The 25,208-nt window shown below is 63.7% G+C and carries 18 protein-coding genes; 8 read left to right on the top strand and 10 right to left on the bottom strand.

The window, feature by feature from the left end; genetic code table 11:
- Window positions 1–125: 125 nt before the first annotated feature.
- Window positions 126–1,646: a hypothetical protein gene (locus tag EDF56_RS19980; RefSeq protein WP_132390822.1), complete on the bottom strand. Its 1,521-nt coding sequence runs from the start codon at window positions 1,644–1,646 to the stop codon at window positions 126–128.
- Window positions 1,646–3,055 carry a DUF4139 domain-containing protein gene (locus tag EDF56_RS19975; RefSeq protein ID WP_132390820.1) on the bottom strand — a complete coding sequence of 470 codons (1,410 nt, stop codon included), beginning with the start codon at window positions 3,053–3,055 and terminating at the stop codon, window positions 1,646–1,648. The genes EDF56_RS19980 and EDF56_RS19975 overlap by 1 nt, the downstream gene beginning before the upstream one ends.
- Before the next feature lie 262 nt (window positions 3,056–3,317).
- Between EDF56_RS19975 and EDF56_RS19970 the strand changes: the two genes are divergently transcribed.
- A complete protein-coding gene (locus tag EDF56_RS19970) occupies window positions 3,318–3,536 on the top strand; it encodes a hypothetical protein (protein ID WP_132390818.1) in 219 nt (72 codons plus the stop codon).
- Between the two features lie 125 nt (window positions 3,537–3,661).
- On the opposite strand, the gene EDF56_RS19965 is transcribed toward EDF56_RS19970, so the two are convergent.
- On the bottom strand, window positions 3,662–5,188 hold the full coding sequence (locus tag EDF56_RS19965) for a hypothetical protein (protein WP_132390816.1): 1,527 nt from the start codon (window positions 5,186–5,188) through the stop codon (window positions 3,662–3,664).
- A gap of 284 nt (window positions 5,189–5,472) precedes the next feature.
- Here EDF56_RS19965 and EDF56_RS19960 point away from each other — a divergent pair, with 284 nt between their 5' ends.
- From EDF56_RS19960 to EDF56_RS19935, 6 genes are all read left to right on the top strand, one after another.
- Complete coding sequence (locus EDF56_RS19960) at window positions 5,473–6,900, top strand: pyridoxal-dependent decarboxylase (protein ID WP_243652724.1); 1,428 nt, start codon at window positions 5,473–5,475, stop codon at window positions 6,898–6,900.
- Window positions 6,901–6,917: 17 nt separating this feature from the next.
- Complete coding sequence (locus EDF56_RS19955) at window positions 6,918–8,108, top strand: tetratricopeptide repeat-containing protein (protein ID WP_243652723.1); 1,191 nt, start codon at window positions 6,918–6,920, stop codon at window positions 8,106–8,108.
- 268 nt (window positions 8,109–8,376) lie between these two features.
- Window positions 8,377–9,621 (top strand): cytochrome P450, encoded by a 1,245-nt coding sequence (locus EDF56_RS19950; RefSeq protein WP_132390812.1) that lies wholly within the window; start codon window positions 8,377–8,379, stop codon window positions 9,619–9,621.
- Window positions 9,622–9,836: 215 nt separating this feature from the next.
- The gene (locus EDF56_RS19945; RefSeq protein WP_207904798.1) at window positions 9,837–12,245 is read left to right on the top strand and encodes a glycoside hydrolase family 2 TIM barrel-domain containing protein; all 2,409 of its coding nucleotides are present in this window, start codon (window positions 9,837–9,839) and stop codon (window positions 12,243–12,245) included.
- A 146-nt stretch (window positions 12,246–12,391) separates the two neighbouring features.
- Complete coding sequence (locus EDF56_RS19940) at window positions 12,392–12,994, top strand: hypothetical protein (protein WP_165912273.1); 603 nt, start codon at window positions 12,392–12,394, stop codon at window positions 12,992–12,994.
- 191 nt (window positions 12,995–13,185) lie between these two features.
- Window positions 13,186–14,304, top strand: coding sequence for a zinc-binding dehydrogenase (locus EDF56_RS19935; RefSeq protein WP_132390808.1), 1,119 nt, complete (start codon window positions 13,186–13,188; stop codon window positions 14,302–14,304).
- A gap of 270 nt (window positions 14,305–14,574) precedes the next feature.
- Here the strand turns inward: EDF56_RS19935 and EDF56_RS19930 are convergent, their stop codons facing one another.
- The 6 genes from EDF56_RS19930 to EDF56_RS19905 form a co-directional block, all read right to left on the bottom strand.
- The gene (locus EDF56_RS19930) at window positions 14,575–16,230 is read right to left on the bottom strand and encodes a CocE/NonD family hydrolase (RefSeq protein ID WP_132390806.1); all 1,656 of its coding nucleotides are present in this window, start codon (window positions 16,228–16,230) and stop codon (window positions 14,575–14,577) included.
- Between the two features lie 378 nt (window positions 16,231–16,608).
- Entirely contained in the window at window positions 16,609–17,541 is a 933-nt protein-coding gene (locus EDF56_RS19925) for a BadF/BadG/BcrA/BcrD ATPase family protein (protein ID WP_132390804.1), read from the bottom strand.
- Window positions 17,538–18,680 (bottom strand): SIS domain-containing protein, encoded by a 1,143-nt coding sequence (locus tag EDF56_RS19920; RefSeq protein WP_132390802.1) that lies wholly within the window; start codon window positions 18,678–18,680, stop codon window positions 17,538–17,540. The genes EDF56_RS19925 and EDF56_RS19920 overlap by 4 nt, the downstream gene beginning before the upstream one ends.
- On the bottom strand, window positions 18,673–19,968 hold the full coding sequence (locus EDF56_RS19915) for a D-tagatose-bisphosphate aldolase, class II, non-catalytic subunit (RefSeq protein ID WP_132390800.1): 1,296 nt from the start codon (window positions 19,966–19,968) through the stop codon (window positions 18,673–18,675). Before EDF56_RS19915 ends, EDF56_RS19920 begins: the two co-directional genes overlap by 8 nt.
- Before the next feature lie 72 nt (window positions 19,969–20,040).
- A complete protein-coding gene (locus EDF56_RS19910; protein WP_132390798.1) occupies window positions 20,041–20,958 on the bottom strand; it encodes a DMT family transporter in 918 nt (305 codons plus the stop codon).
- Window positions 20,955–23,042 (bottom strand): glycoside hydrolase family 36 protein, encoded by a 2,088-nt coding sequence (locus tag EDF56_RS19905; protein ID WP_132390796.1) that lies wholly within the window; start codon window positions 23,040–23,042, stop codon window positions 20,955–20,957. Before EDF56_RS19905 ends, EDF56_RS19910 begins: the two co-directional genes overlap by 4 nt.
- A gap of 157 nt (window positions 23,043–23,199) precedes the next feature.
- Here EDF56_RS19905 and EDF56_RS19900 point away from each other — a divergent pair, with 157 nt between their 5' ends.
- Complete coding sequence (locus EDF56_RS19900; RefSeq protein ID WP_132390993.1) at window positions 23,200–24,306, top strand: amidohydrolase family protein; 1,107 nt, start codon at window positions 23,200–23,202, stop codon at window positions 24,304–24,306.
- Between the two features lie 105 nt (window positions 24,307–24,411).
- Here the strand turns inward: EDF56_RS19900 and agaR are convergent, their stop codons facing one another.
- Window positions 24,412–25,191, bottom strand: a complete 780-nt coding sequence (agaR, locus tag EDF56_RS19895) for a transcriptional repressor AgaR (RefSeq protein ID WP_132390794.1) — start codon at window positions 25,189–25,191, stop codon at window positions 24,412–24,414.
- Window positions 25,192–25,208 lie beyond the last annotated feature (17 nt).

Below are 25,208 nucleotides of genomic sequence, written 5' to 3'. Positions count from 1 at the left end.
ATCGAAGGCACGAAAGAACGAAGGGACCGAACATGATGAAAGCTCGCGCTTTATATGGACCATCGTTGATGCGTGGTCTCATTCCGCGCGACATCGCATCTCATCAGTATAGATCGAGACCCGTGCTAATACGTGTAGCGCAGTTCTGCGTTTTCGCCTGGTGCCAGTGTCTGAGACCATGTCGCGACGCCATCAACTTTAAGCAGCGTCTCATTGTCTGCGACGATTTTCTGACCGGCTGAGCCAATGGGGATATCCACACTGACCGGGAACGCGTTGGCGTTAGTGACGCTAAGTACCCTGCCCCTGTTCCCCGCCGATTTTTGACTGACCATGACCTGCGTGCTTTTGCCGGCAGACAGGCGGAAAGTCTCTCCTTCCGCTCGATCGGTCAGCGTGCCCAAGCCGAGAAGCTGACGGCCTCGCGGACCTTCCGCATAAAGCGCCGTGGTGCCCTGCGGCAGCGCAAGGCCTAGCCCCGCCGCGCTTTCATTGTGGAGGACCAGCACGACTGCCGTCGGCGCGGCATCCAGCGTCTGCCAGGGAGAAACCTCACGGCGGTAGCGGCGCTCGAACTGCACCTTGTCACGGGAAAGGAGCGCTACCTGCTTCTGTGCGTGCGGGGCCACGGTCACGCGTTCCGGCACCCGATACAGCTTGAGATCGCCCAAATCCTCCGGCGGAGGGGGCGGCGGCGGTGCTGGCGGAGCAGCCGGCATGGCCATGCTCAGCGGCACTGGTACCCCCCCGAACCGGCGGCTCGCGGTCACCATGATTTCCTGCTCTGGCGCCTCGCGTGACTTCAGGTCGGAGGTCGTGGTTCCAAGCGGATAGCAGGCGAGGGTAAGCTTGGAGATTGCAGCCAGTAATTGCGGGGTCTCGACGCGGTTGAGGCGGCCGGCCACGGCATTGACTTCAGCCTGGGGGAAGGTTTCGCCATTGCCATTCGCCAGCGTAAGCCAGGCGAACAGGTTGAGCGTGCGTCCGTCCGCTGCTTGGGTCGCGACGTAGCTGGCGCGCCAGTCGAAGCCCGAGGCAAGGTAGCTGAGCCGCACGGTGACCGTGCGCGCGGCGGGACTGTCGGTCGTCACGCTCAGCACCGGCTTGCTGGACAGGCCGGAGGGGATGGAATCGAACGCGAGCCTTTCCGGCAGGCCCGAGCAGTGGAGTGTCTCGATCCCGGACGGCGTGCGCAGGACGACGCCGGCCCGCGGCCCGGCAATAATTGTAGCCTCCTCACTCACCTTGCGACCGGCGGCCTTCTCGATGCGGGTAATTGTTACCTCGCGGCCCAGTGTTCCGTCGATCAGAGAGGCCGGCGAGAGCAGGCGCGCGTCGCGGTTCTTCTCGATCGTGCCGCCCGGTAATCCCTCGATCACCGCGCTGACCGGGATGATGCCCCCCGCCACTCCTTCAAAGCGTAGTTCGGCGCGGCCGCGCGGCAGCCGCACCTTGCGCGTTTCCGTGACCATCGCGAAGCCCTGCGGATTTGCGCGGTCGATCTCGCCATTGCCATAGCCTTCGCGATAGACGGTCAGGGCCACGCGCTCCGGCGCAGCAGAAATGACCGTGCGCGTCTCCTGCGCGGCAAGCATCGACGGCACCACCGCCACTGTCAGCAGGACCGCGAGACGGAGCCAGGACATCAGTAGCGGGTGTCGAATGTCGCGGTGACGATCGCTTCTCCGTTCGCTGGCACAGGCACCTGCCAAACGGCGGTGCCTGCATCGCGGCGTTCGCTCTTGCGGTTTTCTTCGGTGATCCGGGTGTCGGTCCAGTCCAGCCCGCCTTGCACCAGCTCAACTGTCACGCCGCGTGAGCGCGCATTGGTGAGGCGATAGCGCATCTGCGTTTGCCAGCGATTGGCATTGATCCGGGTGCGCGAGACCACGACGGGCTGCACCTTCACGTCGAAGGCATCGCCGGTCGGTAGCGCGATGGTCGAGCCTTGCGGCGTGTGGTCTATGGAGTTTTCACCGATGAACTGCGGCTGGCCGCGTGCGTCGCGGATATAGACGCGCACGGTGCCGGCGGGCAGGGCGTCGCCCAGGCCGCCGGCACCTGAATTGGCGAAACTCAGCACGCTTTGCGCGCTTCGGGCATTTTCCGAACTGTTGAGCCAGCTGTTCTCGAAACGAAAACCCGAACTGGCGGCCGCGCCCTTGACGTCGAGGAAACTGACCTGCTTGGTTTGCCTGTCGGCGATCGTCGTGCGCTCAGCCAGGGGGTAGAGGTAGAAGTCTCCCAGTTGCTCGCGATCGGTGCTTTCAGAGCCGGGACGGATGTGCGTGGCGCGACGCGGCTGCGGCATGTAGCCATTGTTGTCGTTCGTACTGCCAACATCTCCGGCCACGAGGAGCGTCCGGGCATTGGTGAATGTCGTGCCGCTGTTGTTTTGCAGCGTTACCCAACCCTGCACGTCGATCTTGCCGTTGTTTTCGTCGAACAGGGCAACGTAATCTGCGTTCCAGCGCAGTCCGCCGCTCAGGTACGAGAGCGTTGCCGGACGCGATCCCGACCGTGTGCTGGCGAGCGTGACCGAAAGCGTTGGCCGCGCGCGGAGCGATTGCGGCACTCGGTCGAACACCGCCCGGACCGGCAGGCCATCGTCGCGAAGCACCTCGATCCGTCCGCCGATGTCGAGCACGACGCCCCCGTTGACCGCCAGCACGCGCGATCGCTCGCGCGTCTCGGCCCCGGTGGCGGGATTGGTGCGGACGAGGGTGATCTCCTCTCCCAGCGATTTTTCCATCAGGCTGGAGGGGGAGAGCAGGTCATAGTCGAAATTCTGTTCAACGATCACCGCGTCGGGCACCGTAGGCGATACCGTCGCGGGACGAATCTGGGCGCTGACATCGGGGAAATCCTGCCGAACGCGCCCGTTGCCGAGGCTCAGAGTGCGGACGTCCTGCACGAGCGCGACATCGTTGTTGTAAATCGTGACCGAAAGATCACCCTGTGCCGATGGCGCTCCGGGGACGGATGCCTCCTGCGCGGTCAGCGGGGCCGAGGCTGAGGCGAGGAGCGCTGCCCAACCGAAGAACCTCTGGCGCATTGAATTTCCCCCGTTGAACTCAGCATTGTTCGCGCCGGCACCATGTCGAGGCGCGACGCTGAAGGCCAGCATAATTCAGATATTTGGAAAAATCTTTGCAGGATATCGTGGTATTTACGTTCGGCAGGCGCACTTCGAGCAACTTGGGCGATTGTAACCCCATTGCGTATCGGCACCGGCACGCAAGCGACGATCGTTGTCGGAACCGTTTTTTTTGGGCAACCTTGTAGGCAGCAGGAATGTCCTACGAAGCGCCGGATGGATGACAGGCCGCTTTTGTGATTTAAGAAAACTGGCCTCCGGCAATCTCGGTGCGGTTCACTTCGCGGCCATGATGATGAATTTAGACCATCCCGTGATGGGACAAACACCTGTTATTGCTGCCAGTCTCGCGTCTGAGTCGAGGGAAGAGCAACTTATCGAGATCGCGTTGCGACCAAGTATGATCAACTTCTCGTCGCCCTTCAAGCCCTACAATTGACTGCACATCGCCATCCTGAAGAGTAGTGAATAGAGGCAGGCGTAAAACTTGCCGCTTCGACGGCACTCGTAATAAGTTCGTAGATCTTACAAGTAATATATGCCTGTGTCGTGTTTTCTGCTCCTCTAAAGCATTGAGGAGATCTCCGCAGCCTTGGCGAATGCATCCGTCGCAAGCTCGCGCAGCCATTTCTCTCCACGTCGGTGGGCCTCGGCAATCAACGGCGCGCTCAAGGACAAGCGCAGGGCGCCTTCGCCGTGCGCCATGGCGACGGGCTGGCCCAGTTCGAAACGCCGCCGCAAGTGCCGCGACGTGCCCGCCGGAACGGGCATTTGGCGGTACACCTGCCGCGCCTGTTCCATCGTGGCACGGCGCTGCCCGGTGCCGGTCCGCCGTACCAGGTAGAACGGAAAAATCGTCCGCAGGTCTTCGCCGAAGCCGTCGCCGAGCGCACGGGGGTCGACATGATCCAGCACCGGTTCGATCGCCGGGTTGCTCTCCATGGCTGCCAGCACGGCCTGGCCGAAGCTCATGGCGATGGCGCGCGTGGCCTGCTCGTCGATCTTGCCGTAGGGGCGCATCTCGGCCAGCGCCGCTTCCCACCGCAAGAGCAGGCCGGTGTTCGCGGGGGCGCTCAGCGTTTCGGCTGCCCGCCATGCCTCGTCCCAATCGCACTGCGCAGAATAGCCCGCCAACGCCGGCGGCATCGGCAGGGCGCGAAGCCTTGTCCCCACGGTCGAGGGCAGCAGCAGCGCGCCGGAAAAGATCGGGCCGCCCATGAACTTTGAGCCGGTTATCGCCAGGGCACAGCCGCTGTTGAGATAGCGGTTCAACCGCTCCGGCGAGAGGCGGAATTGGCAGGCATCGACCAGCACCTCCACCGCGTCGCCATGCGCAGCTCTTACTGCCAGCACGCAACCCGGGCTAGGCGCGACGATGCCCGTCTTTGAAACATCGATCGCAACGAGCAGGACGCGGCGCCCCGCCGCCACTGCCTCGACAATCGCGGCGGTAATCTCGGCATCGATTTCCGCCAGATTGCGCGCCGATCCGTCTGGTTCGCGCAGCGCATAGCGCCGTGTTTCGATCGGTGCGCACGGCGATACCAGCGCGCCCTTCGTGACATCGTTGCCCATGGCCGCATGGTCGGCAAAATGCCTGCCGGCGAGCGCGCCGGGCACGCCGCTGCCGGATTCGGCCGGCTCGGGCATCAGCACCAGCCAGGGAGCGCCGGGGCGATGCAGTGTCATCTGGGTGAAGATCAGGTGCGCATCGGTGCCCGACGCGGCGAGAATGGCCTCAACCCCCGAGTTTCGCTCCACCCCGGCGAGATCGAGAATGCCGCGCCGGATGCGGGCGGCGGCGGCCGCCGCGATCCCCCGGCGGAACCCGCCACGGGTGTCGAGCCCGAGACGTTCGAGCAACTCCTCGGCGGCGGCAAAGCCTGCGGAACCAATCGTGGAAGCCGTGGAGGAGCCGAGCCGCACCAGATCGGGATCCGGTTCGGCGATGCAGCCATAGCTGTTGCGGGCGGTCACCGGGTCCAGCGTGATGCGCTGGTCTCCACCCTGGGCAAGCGCATCGGCCAGGCAGGCCCTAGCGGGAGGAAAGGCCTCGCAAAGATGGGCCGGGACCCGGCTGACCGCTGTCATTATCGAAACTCCATCGGGAAGAACCACGCGGGCATCACCCCGGCGGAGGTCGCAGCGCACGCGTTGCCAACGCATTCTCCATCATAGCGCGGCGGCAGATCGGGCGGCGCCTGGACGCGCCCAATTTTTGGCGGGCGCTGTGCGGAAAGGATCCGCCGAAATATGCGCCGGTTAACCAAGCCATTCAGTGGGCGCCTATAATGGGGTGCATGAACGCGTTCTCTGCTACCCCTGTTCCGGCCGATATCCCGCGATCGCATCCGCCCGCTGGGCATCCTGGCGCGGTGGCTGCCGTGGAAGGGGTGTCGCTCGATCCAGAGGACTGGACGACGCTGCGGGCGCAGGGTCACAAGATGCTCGACGATCTTCTCGACGCGATGGAAACCGTGGGCGAGCGTCCCCTATGGCAACCCATTCCGGAACCGGCGCGCGTACGCATGCAGCGGCCCTTGCCCGCGCAGCCGACGCCGCTGGAAGTGGTACATGAGGACTTCCTCCACGATATCCTGCCATATGGCAGCGGCAATGCGCATCCCGGCTTCCTGGGATGGGTGCAGGGCGGAGGAACCCCGGTGGGCATGCTCGCCGAAATGCTCGCAGCCGGCCTGAATGCAAATCTCGGCGGGCGCGAGCACATGCCGATCCATGTCGAGCGCCAGATCACGGCGTGGATGGCGGAACTGTTCGGCTTTCCCGCGGATGCCAGCGGCCTTTTCGTGACCGGGACGTCGATCGCAAACTTCATGGCCGTGCTGATCGCGCGGACGCGGGCGCTCGGCACCGGATCGCGACACACCGGCATCGCGGCAGCGGGGCGGACGCTGACCGGCTACACGTCCCGGGTGGCACATGGGTGCGTCGGCCAGGCGTTCGAAATGGCGGGGCTTGGTTCGGAATCCCTCCGCGCCATCGGCGTCGACGATCAGCACCGGATGGATGTCGCGGCCCTGCGGGCGGCGATCGCTGCCGATCGCGCGGCCGGGCTGACCCCCTTTCTGATCGTCGGGACCGCGGGATCGGTCGATATCGGCGCAACCGACGACCTGGCCGCGCTGGCCGAGGTGGCGCGCGACGAGAATCTGTGGCTGCACATCGACGGCGCCTTTGGGGCGCTAGCGATCCTGGCGCCCGAACTCGCCCCGCGCCTGGCCGGCATCGAGCAGGCGGACAGCCTGGCGTTCGATTTTCACAAATGGGGGCAGGTTCCCTACGATGCGGGCTTCCTGCTGTGCCGCGACCCGGCCATCCACCGCGCTACCTTCGCCGCAGACGCGCCCTATCTCCAGCGGGCGACGGACGGCATGGCGAGCGGCACGCACTGGCCCTGCGACTATGGCCCGGATCTTTCCCGCGGCTTTCGCGCGCTGAAGACCTGGTTCACGCTCCGTACCTACGGTTTGGCCGCGATCGGCGAGTCCATCGCGCGGTCATGTGATCTTGCGCGGCGGCTGGAACAGCGGATCGCCGCTGCCGAGGGGCTGAGCCTGATGGCGCCGGTCCAGCTCAACATCGTCTGTTTCGGCTTCACTGGCCCGGATGCCGACCGCCGCAATGAAGCTGCCGTCGCGCGGTTGCAGGCAGGCGGGCGCGTCGCGCCGTCGCTGACCCGGATCCACGGGCACCCTGCGATCCGCGCCGCCTTCGTCAATCACCGCACCAGCGAAGCCGATGTCGACGCGCTTGTCGACCTGCTCCTTGCCATGCCCGCCTGACCATTCGGAGGAATCCCGTGATCCATTCCGCCATCGCCCGCGCCCTGCCTACCACGCTCGGGCCCGCGCGCCTGGGCCGCATGTTCGAAAACAAGCAGGATCTCTCCGAGCTCGTCGACACGATGATCGGGCGGATCTCATCAGAGACGATCGATGCCGGCGCGATGCTGGACCTTTCGTTTCTTATCCAGTTCATCGGCAATCGCGAGGAAGGTCTTTCGCTTCAGGCGCAGGCGATCGCGCAGCAGCGCATCTTCGAAAACGTCTATGGTGACGGATCGGACATCCGGGTGCTGGCGCTGCTCGCTCCTGGCGATCTGACCGCAAATACGCCGCTCGATTTCCTGCTCGAACATTCGAACGTTACGCTGATCACGGCCTACCTCGATCTCGAGGCGGACAATCCGCTCGACCTGCCGTTCCCCGAGCATGACATTGCGATCATCGCGGCGGGTGAAGCACCGGAGAGCCAGGCGCTGCTGCGCCGGATCGACGGTCTGACCGCGCAATGGCCGCGTCCGATCCTCAACGGGCGCGCTATCAATATCGCCAACCTGACGCGCGACGGCGTGGCTAACGCGCTTGCCGACGTGCCGGAGATCCTGGCTCCTGCCACGCGATCCCGGACGCGCGCGGACATCGCGCTGGACCCGCCGCGCTTTCCCAGCACGATCCGGCCAGCCGGCACGCAGGCCGGGATCGGCCTGGAAAAAGTGGAGAACCCGGAACAGCTCGCCGACTATCTGGCGCGCCATCCCGAGGGGCAATTCTACGTTGCCGACTTCATCGACTATAGCGGCCCCGACGGCTTGTTCTGCAAGCAGCGGATCGTGTTCATCGACCGCGTGCCCTACATCAGCCATCTCGCGGTCTCGGACCATTGGATTGTCCACTATATGAGCGCCGGGATGGCCGAGAATGCGGGGCGCCGTGACGAGGAAGCGGCATTCATGGCAGCGTTTGATCAGGACTTCGCCGCGCGCCACGCGCGCGCCTTCGACAGTCTCTGCGACCGGATTGGACTGGACTATTTCGGCATCGATTGCGGTGAAACGCCCGACGGCCGCCTGCTGCTGTTCGAGGCCGACGTCGCGATGATTGTCCATTCGATGGAGGACGCACCCGAGTTCGCATACAAGAAGGTGCCTATGACCAGACTGTTCGACGCATTCATCGCGTTTCTCCGTAAAATGAGTCACGGTCAGTAACTTTGCGCGAACGATGTGAATGCGAGGGCGTGATATATTTACGCCCTACGATCCGGAATTCCAAAAATCTTTGAAGGTCCGCTTCCACCAGGAGCTGACCTTCGCCATCAAGCTTGCGAACGGCGGTTTCGTCCTATTCTTGGCCAGGTCAAAATCAAGAACGCCACATCGCTTACAGATTGACAAGAGTATTACTGCTAATCAAATGGTCAGCAATGCTAAGTAATTGGTCAGCATAGGTCCAGACGCCGGCGACCGAGGAGAGAGCGTGACCGCGAGCATCCACGAACTGTCGCTGACGAACCTGCCGATCGAGGATCGCGCGTTCGGTGCCGATCCCGAGCCGTGGTTCGCCCTAGCGCGCGAGCAGCATCCGTGGCTCGCGAAGTTCACGCACGGCTACATCGTTCACGGGCACCGCGAGATCCGCGACCTCATGCAGATGGACGACCAGCTGCATATCGCCACCGACGACGTTGTGGAGATCATGGGCGCCACCGACACACCGTGGGGCGACTTCATGAAGGCGCTGCTCATCGCCCGCCACGGCGCCGACCACAAGCGCATGCGCGATGCGCTCAAGCCTTTCTTTAAGCCGCGCCGGATCGCCGATCACGTCGATCTCATCCGCGAGGTGGTGACGACGCTGCTTGATGACTGGGCGCTCAAGGGAGAGTTCGATTTCACTGAATTCGCCTCTAACTTTCCGGTGGCGGTGATGTTCGGCCTGATCGGTGCCGACCTTGCCGATCTTCCCAAGATCAAGTGGGCGTTGGAGGTGCAAGGGCTCAGCTATAGTCTCGATCGCTCGCTGCTGCCCGAGATGGAAAAGGCCCATGCCATGATGATGGCATTCAATTCCGATCTGGTGGCAAAGCGCCGCGCCAGCGGCGAGCTTCGCGATGACCTCTTGCAGGAACTGATCCGGGCCGAGGATGCCGGCGTGCTGTCGCACCAGGAGGTCTGCGAGCAGCTCTTCTTCCTATTCGCGGCGGGTTACGACACTTCCAAGAACCAGCTAGGCATGACCGCGCTCCTTCTGTTCCAGCAACCCGGTCTCTGGGAGCGCTGCGCGCGTGACCGGGACTTCTGCACGCTCGCAATTGAGGAGGGGCTGCGCCATTCGAGCCCCAGCAGTCCGCCTCGGATCGCGCTCGAGGACATCGTCTACCAGGATGTGCTGATCCCCAAGGGCACGCACCTGATGTTCCTGCTCAATATCTCGGGACGCGATCCGCGGGCCTTCGACCACCCGATGCAATACCGCCCGGGGCGCGAAGCGGCAAAGCATCACCTCGCCTTCGGCAAGGGTGCGCACATCTGCCTGGGCCTTCATCTCGCGCGGTTCCAGCTGGAAGAAGGCCTTCACCTGATCGCCCAGCGGCTCAAGAATCCGCAGCTGGCGGGCGAGCCGACTTGGCGGCGTTTTCCCGGAGTATGGGGGCTGGAGACGCTGCCGATCCGCTTCACCCCGGCCACAGCCGACACCGGCCTCGACCCTGAATCGCGCTGACGCTGTTCCAGCTCTGCCTCTGGCAGGATCGGCGCCAGAGCGCTGGGGATCGGCCGCGGCAAGACGTTCACATTTTGGATCAGGCGCAAAGGGCCAATCCTCGCTTTTCCGCTCACAAGGCCGAAGTGCTGATAGGCCGTATGATGAAACGGTATTGCAAATAGCGGGAACTTTAGTACCCAGTCGACAGGAGAGTGTCAGGAGAGGAAACGCGGGTGCGCAAGAGAGGCATCAAGTCGATATTCTATGCGCTTGCAGCAACCCTGGCATCGATCGGCGTGGCCGAGGCCGCTCCTCGTGAGATTACGCCGCTACCGGACGGCTGGCGTTTCATCCAGTCAGATCCTGAGGGCGCCGAAACGCCCACACTGGACGATGCAGCCTGGCAGGTTGTCTCCGTTCCGCATGACTGGGCCATTGCCGGCCCATTCGACCCCAATGCCAAGGCCGCAGGAGAGAATGGCTTTCTGCCCAGCGGAGTTGCCTGGTATCGCAAGAGGCTGGACCTGACGCCGCAGCCGGGACGGCGCTATTTCATCGAATTTGACGGCATCATGGAGCGCAGTGGCGTCTGGGTGAACGGCCATCATATCGGCTATCGCCCGATGGGCTATGTCAGCCAGCGCTATGACATGACGCGCCATCTGCGCGCGGACGGCCACAATGTGATCGCGGTCCGCGCCGATACCTCTGCCGCGCCCTCATCACGCTGGTACACCGGGTCGGGCATCTATCGACACGTCCGCCTGATCGAGACGGACGACGTCCATATCCCGCAGGGCGGCGCTTATGTGCGGGCGACAGCGATCAGCGACGATCAAGCGACAATCGCGGTCACCACGGATGTGCAAAATGACACCGCCGCCGCGACCGAAGTGAAGATCGAGCTCCGGTTGACCGATCCCGATGGGCGTGAAGTCGCGCGCACCGTGTCGTCGGCCACCAGCATCGCGGCCGGACGGACCACGATCCTGCCGGTCGAAGTTGCATTGCCTCGCCCGCGCCGCTGGGATGTAAACGACCCGGCGCTCTATCGTGCCTCCGTCCGCGTGCTGGCCGCCAACGGCACGCTGCTCGACAATGAGGATGTCCGCTTCGGCGTGCGCGAAGCCCGGTTCGATCCGGCGACCGGCTTCTGGCTGAACGGCCGCAACTTCAAGCTGAAGGGCGTGGCGCTTCATCACGATGGCGGCGCGGTGGGAGCCGCCGTCCCGCTGGCCGTCTGGCGCCAGCGGCTGAGCACGCTCAAGGCGCAAGGCGTCAACGCAATCCGCACCGCGCACAATGTCCCCAGCCCCGAATTTCTCGACCTGGCCGACGAACTGGGGCTGATCGTAATGGACGAACTGTTCGACCAATGGAATGTCGCCAAGACGCCGGAAGATTATCATCTCTTCTTCGGCGATTGGCACAAGCGCGACACGCTGGACATGGTGCGCAGAGACCGCAACCATCCAAGCATAGTGTTGTGGAGCGCGGGCAACGAAATCCATGACACCGCCTATCCGGTCCAGGCCAAGGCCGCGCTGCGCAGCATCCTGGACATCGTCCATGCCGCCGATCCATCACGGCCGGTAACGATGGCGCTGTTCCGGCCGAACGTGACCAAGGATTACGACAACGGGCTGGCCGACATGTTGGACGTGGTCGGCCAGAATTACCGCGAGAATGAACTGATCGCGGCGAGCAAGCAAAACCCGAAACGCAGCATCATCGGAACCGAAAATGCGCTTAACCGCAGCAACTGGGTGCCGGTGCGCGACTATGCGCCCTTCTCGGGCATGTTCCTGTGGACCGGCGTCGATTATCTGGGCGAGGCGAACCGATCCGGCTGGCCCAATATCCAGAATCCGGCCGGGCTGCTCGATCGCACCGGCCGCCAGAAGATCAGCGGGATGGAGCGCGAAAGCTGGTGGTCGGATCGACCCGTGGTCCATGTCGTGCGCAATGCCGATCCTGCGGCGGCCGGCCCATCGACCGACGGCGCGGGCGGTCCGAACCAGCCCGTCCTGCCAACCATGATCGCCGTAGCAACGCCCAAGCCCAAGATTGCCTTGTTCGACGACTGGACGCCGCAAGACCGCAGTCCACACGACGAGACGATCGAGGTCTACAGCAATTGCCGACAGGTCGAGGCCTTCCTCAATGGTCGCTCGCTGGGTACGCTGCCGATCAATGCGGATGCCTCTCCTCGGCGCTGGGCCGTGCGTTATGTGCCGGGGGAGGTGCGCGCCACCTGCCGCGACCCCGGTAGCGAGACCGTTTCAGACAGCCTGCGAACGGCGGGAAAACCCGTCGGCATCGAATTGAAGCCGGATATGCCGACCGTCGGCTCCGCATTCGACGACATGGTCTACGTCCGCGCGCGGGTGGTCGATGCGAACGGTGTCACCGTGCCTTCCGCGAACAATCGCCTGCATTTCGCGATCAAGGGCACCGGGCAGTTGATCGCGACCGACAATGGATCCTCGGTCGATCATACCCCTTTCCCTTCGCCCGACCGCGCAGCGCAGGACGGTCTCGCCGTCGCCCTGGTCCGGGGAAAGGGCAAGGGCCATTTCACAGTCACCGCCACGGCCGAGGGACTGAAGGGAGGCACCGTGGATCTGAGAGCGACAAAGTGACAGCGCGTGTTCGCACGGCGGAGCGGGTGTTCGGCGGCTATGGCCGGACCAATTGGACGGTCAGCCTTGCGGAGATTTAACCCAGAACCGCTTTGGCGGCGTGCGCCGCTGTTGCGGACATGGCGTGGTGCGATACGTTATCGGCCATGCAGATACGCCAATTGGGACTTGTTGGGTTGGGCCCACCCGCTCTTGCCGTAGCCTTATTCGTTGCCTCTTATGCGGTATATCCCGGCACGGGCGGAAGTGACGTTCAGCCAATGCCGCAACGCGGCAAGTCAAGCATCCTTCATCTCGTCAACAAAGGCTCAAGCCTCCGCTTCCATGATCGGTTCGGATTAACCCTCGAACAGAAAGTTGAGCCTGGAACAGGTGTCGGCATGCCAGATCGGCCGTCGATTCACTGCAATTTTCAGGTAGAGATTATCGGTAATTCGGGCAGACGCTCCGTTGTGACCTTTGATCGCCTCCGCCATGCCGGAGAAGATGACGCCGATCATACCGCGTTCTTTGTGTCCGATTTATTCTATGTTCCAGCTGGCCATAGCACGGCCATGGTTTCGAATTTGGGTTGCAGTCCCGGCATTCCTGATCCCAAGGGGCTGCTTTCAATTGAACCGGTGGGCGAACACCTGATGTTGCCGATTGCGGCAGACCTACTCCGTGACCTTGGCTGGGCGACTGCCGTTTGGGCGCTGTTCTTGGCTGCAAAGCGGTTTGCGGTAAGGCGGAAAATAGCACTGCAATAACCGCTCTCCCGCCAGAACGCCCGCTTCCAAGCGTGACCAAAAATTCGATCGGGCGGCGACAAAGAGGTGAATAGCTGCATGGCGGCGGATTGCCTCGCGGCGTCTGACCTGCCGGGCGAGCGGTCTGTCTGGAAGCAGTTGCAAGCCAGTTGCGCTCGGCTACTTTCGAAAACTAACCAAGGAAGAGCACGATGACGCTGACCAATCGCGAAATGCGGAGCCGTATCGATCAGGATGGAACCTTGACGCTTTCGCTGGAAAGTGTCGCTCTCGGCGAGCCGGGAGATGACGAAGTGATCGTACGGATAGAAGCGGCTCCCATCAATCCCAGCGATCTCGGCCTTCTGCTCGGCCCGGCCGATATCACCACCTTGGAGACCGCAGATGGCGGCAGCCTTCGTTTTCAAGTGCCGGAGAGCCGCCTTCCCGGCGTGAGCGGAAGGATCGGTCAGTCGTTGCCGATAGGTAACGAGGGCGCTGGAACAGTGATCGCCGCCGGCCGTAATGCCAAGGCTCTGCAAGGAAAGCTTGTCGGCATGATCGGCGGGGGAATGTACGCCGACTATCGCCGGATCGCCGCGCGCGATGTCGTCGTGCTTCCGGAAGGTGCCAGCGCCGCTGACGGCGCGGCTATGTTCGTGAACCCGCTGACGGCTCTCGGCTTTGTCGAGACGGCCCACCGGGAAGGCCACAAGGCCATCGTCCACACTGCCGCCGCCTCGAACCTTGGCCAAATGCTCCAGAAGATCTGCCTTGCGGACGGAATTGCGCTCGTCAATGTGGTGCGCTCGCCCGAGCAGGCACAGATCCTGCGCGACATCGGTGCGCAGCATGTGGTCAATAGCCGGGACGAGGACTTCACCGCGCAGCTCACCGCTGCGATCCGGGAAACCGGCGCAACGATCGCCTTCGATGCCATTGGCGGCGGCGCATTGGGCAGCGACATCCTGAGCGCGATGGAGCGAGCCGCAGTGGATAATTCGAGCAGCTATAGCCGTTACGGCTCGGACACGTTCAAGCAGCTCTACATCTATGGCGCGCTCGACCTTGCGCCCACGACGCTCAACCGCATGACGTTCGGCTTTCAGTGGTCTGCCGGCGGCTGGCTGCTCTTTCCGTTCCTGCAAAAGGCGGGAGCGGACGTCGCTGCCCGGCTGCGAGCGCGCGTATTGGCCGAACTCACGACGACGTTCGCCAGCCGGTATACCCAGGTCGTCGGCCTGGCGCAGGCGTTGCAACCGGACGTCCTGCGCGGCTACGAGCGCAAGGCCACTGGAGAAAAGTTCCTTATAGATCCACGGCTTGGGTGAAGGGGAACTTCGCGCTCCGGAACGGAAGCTTCGTCCACTTTTCGTCTGATGCTGTCCAGCAGAGAGCCCACAATTCTAGCCACACCGGGAACGTCGTGCCGCTGACCGCCAGACAGACGCTTGCCAGCTAGGCGAACGGCTAAACGACTAAATTGCGTACGCATCGTAATGCGCAGCTTGGAACTGCAGCAGACTGAGAATCCGCTGTGGCGCAATATCAGGTCGGAATTGCATTTGCGACTTCCTTTGGCTCGGGCGGACGCATGCTTTTCAGTCTGCAAAGACCGGGGGAATACCGTCAGACGGGTAGAGCATGAGGCACGAGGGGTGATCCTGCGTATGCAGGATTTCGACGTCGTTTGCGGCCATCTGCGTAGCTGTCGCGAGAGGTTCGCCCGTGCCACAGTTGCGCGCATAGCGCGGGAAACAGGCGCTGGTGACGTAGATCCGCAAGCGGGCGCCTGCAGGTAACAACCATGCGGTCGGCCAGCACCGAACGGTGACCTTGCGCACGCCATCTGCGTCCGCGGGTGAAACATGCTCGTCCAGGCGAACGTAACCGTCGCAGATATGGATGGCCGAACCGTTTTCGTGCACTTGGCAAAATGCGACGTAGAAGTCCGTCCAAGGCCTGCTCGTGCGGACATAAAGTTCGGCGTCCACCGCGCCGATGATCTCGAAATCCTTCCGGAGCGACGGCGAGGTGAATTTCGCCCGGTCACTGCACATGTCATAAGCGGATAAGTCGCGCGATTTTGCCGGGACCGTGACGGGACCGTAGAGCGAAGGCGTAGGATCGGAGGGATCGTACCTGTAGTGCGTCGACCCCTCGTGCGCGTCAGCGGCATTGTGTGAAAGACCGCCGTCTGCATGAAGATGCATTCGAAGCGGCGCGCCTGAATGGGGTGGCCATTGCTCGTATTCCTGCCACTCGCCAGCGCCCTGGACGTAAAGCCTTACCGGTGCCCGCTCTAGCGGGTTTGCGGATGTTCCTCGTGCAAGGCTGGTCAGGAATTCGATTGACTGACGTTGCCCCTCGAACAATCCGGATGGCCCGCCATGCTCCCAAGGGCCGATCGTGATCCAGGTTGGCAGGCCGGCGGATTGGCGTGCCGCAAAGTCGTCGAGTTGGTATGGCAGGAACAGATCCTGCCAACCAGCGACAAGCAGGACGGGCGCATCGAGACGTGTCACGCCGCTTGAGAAGTCCATCGCTTCCCACCAACGGTCATCGGGATCATGTACAATCCAGTCCTGCCACCAGCGGTTCGTGACCTGAAACGCGTTCTTGTCGATCGAACCCAGTGGCAGGTGCGAAAAGGCTGAAGGGGCAAGCATCTTGCCGCCGAAGAAGGGGGACTTGCCCGTACTGATGCTGTCATGCATCTGTCTGGTCCAGCTGAGCGCGGTGAAGAGTGCGAGCCCGCCTCCTTCGCGCAGTGCTTGCGCAAAGTTAGAGGAGGTCACGGTGAGCGCCGCACCGTCCACGAGGTCGGGGCGTTCGCTTGCAAGGGCCCAGGCAACGAAGCCGAGGTAACTGCCACCAAAAAGGTAAAGCTTGCCCCCGAACCACGGCTGGTCTCGAACCCAGAGTGCTGTGTCGACGCCGTCATCGCGTTCCTGACGGACCGGATCGAATTCTCCACCCGATCCGTCAGTGGCCCGAACACTCTGGACGACAACATTGAGCCCCCGTTCGGCGAGCAGGGCTGCCGAAAATCCGATGATGAAGCCGCGCCCGTAGGGGCTCCTCATGAGGACTGTCGCGCGGGCTTTCCCTTTGGCCGGAAAATAGCGGTCGGCTACCAGCGTCGTGCCATCGCGCATGGGGATCCCTAACGCCTTCTCCCTTCGGATGGTGTTCGTTCTGGGAGGCAGCTTGAGCAGGCGGCCTGCGATGCCGCGCAGGACATATTGCACAATCATGCCAAGGTCTCGCGGGTGCGAATGCGACTGGCGTTCCAGAAGGGCGAAGCAACCATCCGTCTACTCCCAAAAGCAGCATCTTGCCTGCCGCGATTGATCTACTGAACGGTTGGTAACTTTGCCCTGGATTTTTGCAAGCCTTCCTGCGTCAGGCTCGGGCCTCCTTGATCACAGCCAGAAGAGCGCGGTGCTGCCCTCCGTCCTTCCGATCAGTCGCCCGAGATCCACTCTCGGCCGCCGTTTGGTTGGGAATGCCGCATCGATGCGGCATTCCAACTATCTCAGAGCTTGGGCGGGGGAATTCCCGCAGGGCGGCGCGCTGGATCGAGCTGCAAATTTTGCCGCAGTGATCAGGTGGCCGACAAACAGGTCAGGTTCTTACTTCCGCTCTGCCAGTTTCCGTGCGTACAGCGCCGCCCCATATCCTGGCGCGAACCGAGGCTCGCTGGCTGAAAACCCCCGTTCGTGGACGATACGCAAAAACTCGTCCCGGACCCGGGCTTCCCGGCTCAACACACCGCCCGACCACGAAAGCGGAACTGCCTCGCCTTCGGGGAAACGCAGTTCCGTGCGAAGCGCCGTCGCCATGTCGGCCAGTTCACATGCCGCCTTGTCGAGGATGGCCCGCGCCGCATGGTCGCCGGCGGCAGCCGCCTCGGAGACCAGCCCCGCAAGACCGGCGATTTCACTGCGACCCATCCCTTCGGGTCCCATGATCCGTCCGCAAAGGTCCAAATCGTCTTCAAGCGAGAGCGCCGCGACGATCCTCTCGTGCAGCGGGCCGCGAGGGGTGCGCCCGTCGCTCATGCGAGTGAACAGCGAAAGACCCTGAATGGCGATCCAGTAGGCCGATCCCTCGTCGCTGAATACTTCGCCCCAACCGCCGACCCGGGCGGTTCGGCCCCGACGCTCGCCATATCCGATCGAGCCGGTTCCGGCGACGATGTTGATACCGTCCTCGCCGCCGAACGAACCGGCCCAGCCGCAGATCATGTCGTTGCCGACCACATAGCGGCTATGGCCGAGCACTTCTCCGCATGCCGCATGAAGGCGCGGGTCGATGGCGCGATCCTCGCCATAGGCTGGCAGCCCAAAGAAGGCATGGCCGATGGCCTCGCGCGGCGTGCCGATCGCTGTGCAGACCTGCGAGAGGCCGGATTCCAGACGCCGCACCACTTCATCGAAGCCGACCTGCAGATGATAGGTCGTCCCCGTCAATGCGGTGGCAAGGACTTGTCCTGCTGCATCGATGCAGACGAACTCGGTCTTGGTCCCACCGCCGTCGACGCCAAGGAAAAGGCTCTGGCTCATGCGGGCTGCGCGTGAATCCGCACGCCCTGTACCACGCGATTGACGGTGCCGCTGGCGTTCGGGCGATCCGGCGTCAGTCCCAGCTCCAGCGAAACTGCCAGCCCGAACAATTGTGCGGGGATGATGAACGGGAACAGCAAGTCCGCGTCCACTGCCCGGGCCAGACCGGGCACTGCGACCTCTGCAGCGTCGTCCGGATTGGCGGAAACCACCATGACTGCACCGCTGCGGCCGTCCGCGCGCAGTTCGGCGATGATGTCGAGATCGTAGAGGCGTGTAAGCGGGTCGTTCGAGACGAAGACCACCACCAGCGTCTGCGCATCGATGATCGTCTTCGGGCCGTGTCGGAAGCCGAGCGCGGTGTCGAACGCGGTCACCACTGCGCCGTCGCTCAGTTCCATCAGCTTTAGTGCGGCTTCGCGCGCCAGCCCCTTGAACGGCCCGCTGCCGAGATAGACCACGCGGCGGAAGCCGCGCGCGGCCAGATCTGTGACCACCGGCAGGCTCCGGGCGTGCGTTTCGGCCACGGCGGATGCGATGGCATCGATACGGCCGTCCAGCATATCGATACCGCTCAGGATCGAAAGCGCAGCGAACATCATCGCGCTGAAGCTCGACGTCATCGCGAAACCGCGATCGTGCGTCGCCTCGGGCAGCACGACGACGTGCATGTTGCTTCCAACGCGGCGCGCCAGTTCACCTTCGGCGTTGCAGGTGATGACGAGGTGGTAGGCATCATCGACATGCGCGTCGACCAGATCGGCAGCGGCCACGCTTTCCGGGCTGCTGCCCGAACGGCCGAACGAGACCAGCAGCGTTGGCTCGTGGCGGCGCAAGTACAGCGCGGGCGAACTGACGATGTCGGTCGTCGCGATCGCTTCCACCGATCGGCCCAGCAGGCCCGAGAGCCACGGCGCGAGGCACTCGCCGATGAAGGCCGAAGTGCCCGCACCGGTCAGCACGATCCTGACACCGGATTTGGCGAGGAGCGGCGCAACGAAGGCCTCGATTGCGGCTTTTTCGGCGTTCAGGATCGCCTGCGTGGCGCGCAGCGTTTCCGGCTGCTGCGCGATCTCGCGGCGAGTCCAGGGTTCGGCGTTGTGACCCGGCATTTCGGGAGCCAGCGGTGCGTCAGGCATTGGGGTGACAAGCTCCATGATAGGCATCGAGAGTGGCGGCTATATGCGCCAGAACAAGGTCGGCTGGGTCGAGTGTGGCGTCGCCGCTGCGCACGGCCGCGTAAGCGAGCGGCAGGTGCTGACTGACCAAGGGCAGGGAAGGCGGCGTAGCGCGCAAGTTGGCGAACAGCTGTTCTTGCGCGGCAAGGATCTGTTCGTCCGGCCAGTAGTAGCGAATGCGGTCCGAGAGGCTGTACTGCAATTGCAGGTTCAGCGCCGCGCCTTCTGCATGGTAATACTTGCGCCAGTTGCCGGGCTCTGCATGCATGCGATCGAGCGCGACTTCGCGCAAGGCGGCGCGGCCGGACGCGGGGATCGTTTCCGCCTCGATGGCATCGAGCGCCCAGAGCGCTTCGCGCAGCGCGAAGGTCACGCCGGGGCCGACCTTGAGCACCGCGAAATGATCGCGCACCAGCGCCGAGAGCGCATCGGCGGTCTGATAATCGGTTGAGTGCGCCTCGTAGACGAGCCCGGCAATCGGCTCGATCGCGCGGCTGAGGTTGGCGGCCCGCTCGGGCCGATAGTCGACCACCTTGTCGTGATCGAATTCGACCCCGGGCTGGACGACGGTGGCGATCACGCGGTCCCACGCGGCGGACAGGCCGGCTTCCGCGAACATGTCGCGGTGCATCTCGACGGTGGCGATGGCGTCTGCCGGATCGGTGACGGCCAGTTCCTCAAGATCCTCGGCAGCGCCGCCCGGGACGGGAACTTCGGTGCCGATGACATAGACCGGCGCGTCGTCCGCCCCGCTCTCGCTGTCGGGCTGGAAGGCGTCTTCCGCTGCGCGGCACAGACGTGCGGCGCGCTCGGCGATAGTGCGTTCGGGCAGCGGCACGGGATCGTCCGCGCAGCTCATCGAGCAGTCGAGATGGATCTTGCCGAACCCGGCACGGACGTAAGCCGCAACCATGACCTCGGCACGCTCCATGGCCTCGGCAGCGGGAAGCGCCGTCCAGGGGTTGGGGCCGAGGTGGTCGCCGCCCAGTGCCAGACGGTCAAGCGGGAAACCCACGCGCCGGGCGATTTCGCGCACGAAGTCGCGGTAATCGGCGGGGGTCATTCCGGTGTAGCCGCCTTCCTGGTTCACCTGGTTGCAGGTCGCCTCGACGAGGAGGACTTCCTGACCGGTTCCCAGCGCGTGACGGAGCGCCGCCTCGATCGCCAGCGGATGCGCGCAACATACCGAAGTCACGCCGATGCGTTCGCCCGCCTTGTGCCGCAGCACGATATCTCGAATCGCTTTCACATCGCTTCCTTTCGCAATCAGGGCTAGCGTAGCGAAATCTAAAACGCAACTAATCGAAACTAATCGAAACCATCATTCCGCAGGAATGGCGTCTTCGTCTTCGGCGTCGGGTTCGATGGCGAGAAGCAGCGAGGCGAGCAGCGCGAGGCCGATGCCCAGGCTCTTGAGCGGGCCGGGCATGACGCCCAGCACGGCGAGCGAAAGCAATGCTGTGGCCAGCGGCGCGCCCGCATTCGAGAGCGGCGCGACGATGATCGCCTTGCCGTAGCGGAAGGCGAAAACCAGCGTGAGCGCGCCGACTGCGTTGAGGACCTGAATCACGGCGGCCAGACCCGGACCGTCCCAGCCCCAGTTCACCGGGTGCGTGAAATCGGTCATCGCCCAGGCTGCGGGCATGAGTACGAGGGCGGAAATCGTCATGTAGACGAAGATGCTTTCTGCCGACATCACGTTGTTGGCGGCCTTCATGAAGTAGGCCTGCACGCCCCAGCATAGCATCACTACCATCGCCGGGATCAGCCACGCTGCAGAAGCGGCGCCGCTGCCGCCGGGCGCGAAGTCGAACGTGGGCAGCGCCAGCAGGGCCAGCACGATGCCCAGCGCGCCCAGCTTGCCGGTCCTCTCGCGCATCAGCACGAAGGACAGCGCGATGGTCACCACCGGAGAGAGCGAGATGATCGGGAAGATCAGATAGGCTGGCCCGCGCGCGACGGCGTAGAACAGCACCATCTGTCCGCCGGCCCCCAGCAGGCCCACCGCAAGCCCATAGGCAATGGCGCGCGGCGTAACGTCCAGCGCCCAGCGCACCTGCGCCAAAACTACCAGGGCGGGCGGGATCATCGTCAGCGCCCAGACGCAATAGACCAGCGTTTCGGGAAACCCGTGCTGGGGAGAAAGGCCGGAGAATGCCCCCCAGATACCCCAGAGCACCACGGTGACGAGGGCGTTGACCAGCCAGGCCCGGTTCGACGGTGCGGTAAGAGCGTTCATGCCTTGGCTTCCTTGGCCGGAGTGGCGCGGACGAGCAGGAACCGCTCGAACTTGGCGGGGATCGTATTCTGCTTTGCCGTGGCACTGCCCAGCGGCTGCCCCGTGAAGCCGTCGGTCAGGCTGTATCGTCCCGATTCCAGCCCGCGCAGGCTTATCGGTCCGTCCCACTTTTCGGCATAAAAGGCGTAGTGCAGTTCGCCGTTCTTCGCGATCGCGTGGGCCTCGGGCTTGTCGAAGCCGATGTCGTACAGCCCGCCAAGGTAGGTGCCCTTGGCCAGCATGTTTTCACGGTAGAGGTCGATCCACTTGCGCCAGAGTTTTTCCTTCTCGGCCGTAAGCTTGAACCCGCCGGGTGGCAGCGGTTCGGACGGTGTAGGCGTGTCCTCCGGCCAGGTGAACTTGGTCGAGGGGATAGCGCCGATGCCGTAGGTCGAGGCGAAATCGTTGCCCGTCTCGGTCAGTTCGACATGGTCGCCGGAATAGGGTGCGGATGGCCCCATCAGCGCCTTGAAGGTCTTGCCCTTCGATCGCACCTGCCAGGAAGAGGTCGGGTCCGAGGCGGGCGTGTTGTTCATCGCCGGGATATTGTGGAAGGCAAAACTGTCTCCGCAGGGGCAGATCTCGACGACGGCCTGCGGGTTGATCGCCATGACCTCGTCGTAGATCGCTTTCCAGAAATCCTGCAGCTTCTCGTACGATTCCTCGGGCCGCGCGTGGTTGTGGGCCGGGTTGTGGCAGGGCGCGACGCCGTTGAGGTGCTGGCCGTCGAGCTTGAGCCCCTCAAAGCCCCATTCGCCGATGATCGTGCGGACAACACCGCGGAAATAGTCGATTGTGGGCTGGTAGGCCGGGCACAGCGTAAAGGCGTTCCACCAGGTCACGTTCTGCGCGGCGCCGTCGCGGTCAAGCAGCAGCATGTCTGAATGGTCGCGCAGCAACGGAGTGCCGGGATCGGCCGCCAGCGGCGCCAGCCAGAGGCGGGGGCGCATACCGTCGGCCTTGATGCGATCGGCGAAGGCCTTCATGTCGGCGTCGCCGCGCGGGAAGCGGGTGCGATCGACGCGCCAGTCGCCATCCGCGACCTGCCAGCCGTCGTCGATCACCGCCCACTCGAAGCCGATTTCCTTCGCCTTGGGCAGCGCACCATAGATCTGTTCGGGCGTGAATTTGCGCTCATAGCCCCAGGCGCACCAGATTGGGCCGTAGCTTGATTCCGGGATCGCCGGTGCCTTCAGGCCGCGATCGGCCATCAGCTGGCGATAGGCGTCAAGCGGGCGGAAATGGTCGCCTTCATGCGCCATCACGAAGGCGCTCGGCAGCGCCAGTGAGGCGCCGGGGGACAGGACCTCCCGCGCGTCACCGGTCATGCCGATGCGCGTGCCGCCGGGCTGCGCCGAAACGGGCAGGGCGACGAGGCGGGGCACGGTTTCGAGATGTCCCACCGCCAGCCCGACATCACGCCGCCAAGCGACCGCAACCGGCGTCCCGCCGCCATAGTCGGAGCCATTCATGCCCATGAAGTTGCGCTGTTCGAAGCCGGGGCCGACTTTCTGCACCCAGTCGCGGCGATCGGGATAGGATGCGCCCGCAAAGCTCCAGGCGCCATCGGGGTGATTGTGCAGATCGTGCATGGCCAGACGCCAAGCGGACAAGGGCAGGGGCTTGTCGCCGGTGTTGCGGTAGCGCACGTCATAGATCGCAAGGCCGGGGAAGCGATCGATGAACGTGATCGCGATCTCCTGCTCCAGCGTGCCGCCCGCCGTAGCGCGCAGGACATGGCGGCGGCCTCCGGGAACAGCGGCTTCGCTTTGGTCGAGCCGCACGAAGCGGTCGAAAGCGGCGCCTTCCAGCGGGAAAAGTGCATCGGCGGCCGCCCAGGGCGCAATCTCACGGTCACGATACAGCAGGCGCGAACGCATGGCCGCGTCGAACTCGGTGGTCAGGGTGCCGTCGGTCAGCTTCACGGTGGAGGCAGTCGCCGCCCAGACTTGCCCCGACAGCATCGGCCCGCTCGCGGCGGCAAACGTGGCGCCGGCCATCAGCCGGGCAAGGGCCGCGCGGCGGGTAACGGGGCTCAACTGCATATCCTCTCTCTCCTGATGGTGCGCACGTCCGGTTCGAGCCGGAACCGCCCCTCGAGAAAAAGCTTGCACCAGCGCAACCCCGCATGCAAACCAAAAACGCAATTTATGAATGCGTTTTCTTTCGTTTTCGTGTGAAAAGGGCTCAATCTTGCATAAAATGGTCAAATGGGCGCTTCTTGCCGGCATAGCGCTGGCAAGCGAAGGCGCCGCATCTGCTGCGGCCGAACGGCACTACAGCGAGGCCGACTTTGCGCGGGTCGCCAAGTTCGACGCGCATGTCCACGCCAATGTCGACGATCCGCGTTTCATCGACCTCGCGCGCCGCGATCGTTTCGAGGTGTTGTCGATCAATGTCGACTATCCCGATTTCCCGCCGCTGCTTCTGCAGGCTTCGATTTCCGGGGCGATGCGCAAGGAAGATCCGAAGGTTTTCCATTTCGCCACGACATTTCCGATGGAGGGCTTCGGAACGCCGGGTTGGACCGAGCGTACCAATGCCCTGATCGATGCGGCCGTGGCGCGCGGGGCCTTGGCGGTGAAGGTCTGGAAGAACATCGGCATGGTTGCCCGCGATGCCGAAGGCAAGCGGGTATTCCTGGACGATCCGCGCTTCGATGGGGTCATCGCGCATCTGGAAGAGCGCGGAATTCCGCTGATTGCACATCAGGCTGAGCCCAAGAACTGCTGGCTTCCGCTCGATCAGATGACCACCGACAACGACCGCAGCTACTTCCGTGAGCACCCCGAGTACTACATGTACCTCCATCCCGAGGAGCCGAGCTACGAGGCGCTGATGGCGGCGCGCGACCGGTTCGTGACGCGGCATCCGAAGCTGGCGTTCGACGGGGCGCACATGGCCAGCCTGGAATGGAGCATCGATGAGCTTGCGCGGTTCTTCGATGCCCATCCCAAGGCAGTGGTGGATCTGGCGGCGCGGCTGTCCAATTTGCAGGTCCAGTCCAACGCCGATGTCGCCAAAGTCCGGGCCTTTTTCATCAAGTACCAGGACCGCATCCTCTATGGAACGGACCTGACCGACAGCCCGCCAGACCCGGCGGCGCGCGCCCAGAATCCGCCCGCAACCGATGATTTTCCGGGCGAGGCTGACAAGGTGTGGCGGGCCGACTGGCGCTATCTGGCAACCCCGCTCAGCCAGCGCGTCGATGCGATCAACGCTGATGCAGTGGGTCTCAATCTGCCCAGCGACGTGATCGACAAGATCTACTGGAAGAACGCCAGAAAGTTCTTCCAGATCAAGGCGTAACGGCCGCAGACAGCAACGCCGCCCCGTCATTGCGAGGGGGCGGCGTTGATGGCACCTAACGGTACCTAAGCGTACCCTAACGCTACCTGAAGTGCACCAAAGCCGTCAGGCGCGGTGGAGGCGGAAGCCCAGCCGGTCGGCGGCGGACTGAACCGCGTCTTCCTCTGTCGCGTCGGTGACGAGGTCGTCGATCTCCTCCACATTGAGGATGCGGTGCAGGCAGACCTTGCCGAATTTCGAACGGTCGGTAACCGCGATGACCTGTTGCGCCGCTTTCGCCATCTTTCGGTTCAGCATCGCTTCGGGTTCGTAATGCGTGGTGATGCCGCGCTCGAAATCGAAACCGTCGACGCCGAGGAACAGCTTGTCCACGTGCAGATCGCTGAGCGCGCTTTCGGTCTGCGCGCCGTAGAAGGCGCGGTTGCGCCGCCGCAGCGCGCCACCCAGCATGACCACGCGGATGTGCTCCTTGCGGGCCAGTGCGCAGAGGATGTCGAGATCGTTGGTGAGGACGGTAATTTCCTCGTCATCCGGCAGATGATGCGCGATTTGCAGCGTCGTCGTGCCGGAATCGAGCACCACTGAATCCCCCGGCCTGACCATGGCCGCCGCCAGCGCACCGATGCGTGCCTTGGCGTCCGGATTGGCCGCGCGCTTGGTTTCCAGCGGCGGTTCGGCAACGACGTTGACGGCGTCGGCCGAGATGGCGCCGCCGTAGGAGCGTTCGGCCACGCCCTTCTTCGCAAGGAAATGAAGGTCCTTGCGAATCGTCTGCATCGAAACGCCATAGCGTTCGGACAGGTCCGTGACCTGCACACTGCCGCGTTCACGCACGAGCGTGCTGATTTCCTGCCGTCTGCGGCTCGTGTCCCGGGTGATGACCATCAGATTCTCCTGCGAAG

It is taken from the genome of Novosphingobium sp. PhB165 (assembly GCF_004341845.1).
Classification (GTDB): Bacteria; Pseudomonadota; Alphaproteobacteria; order Sphingomonadales; family Sphingomonadaceae; genus Novosphingobium.
This window is presented reverse-complemented; position numbering and strand designations above follow the sequence as displayed.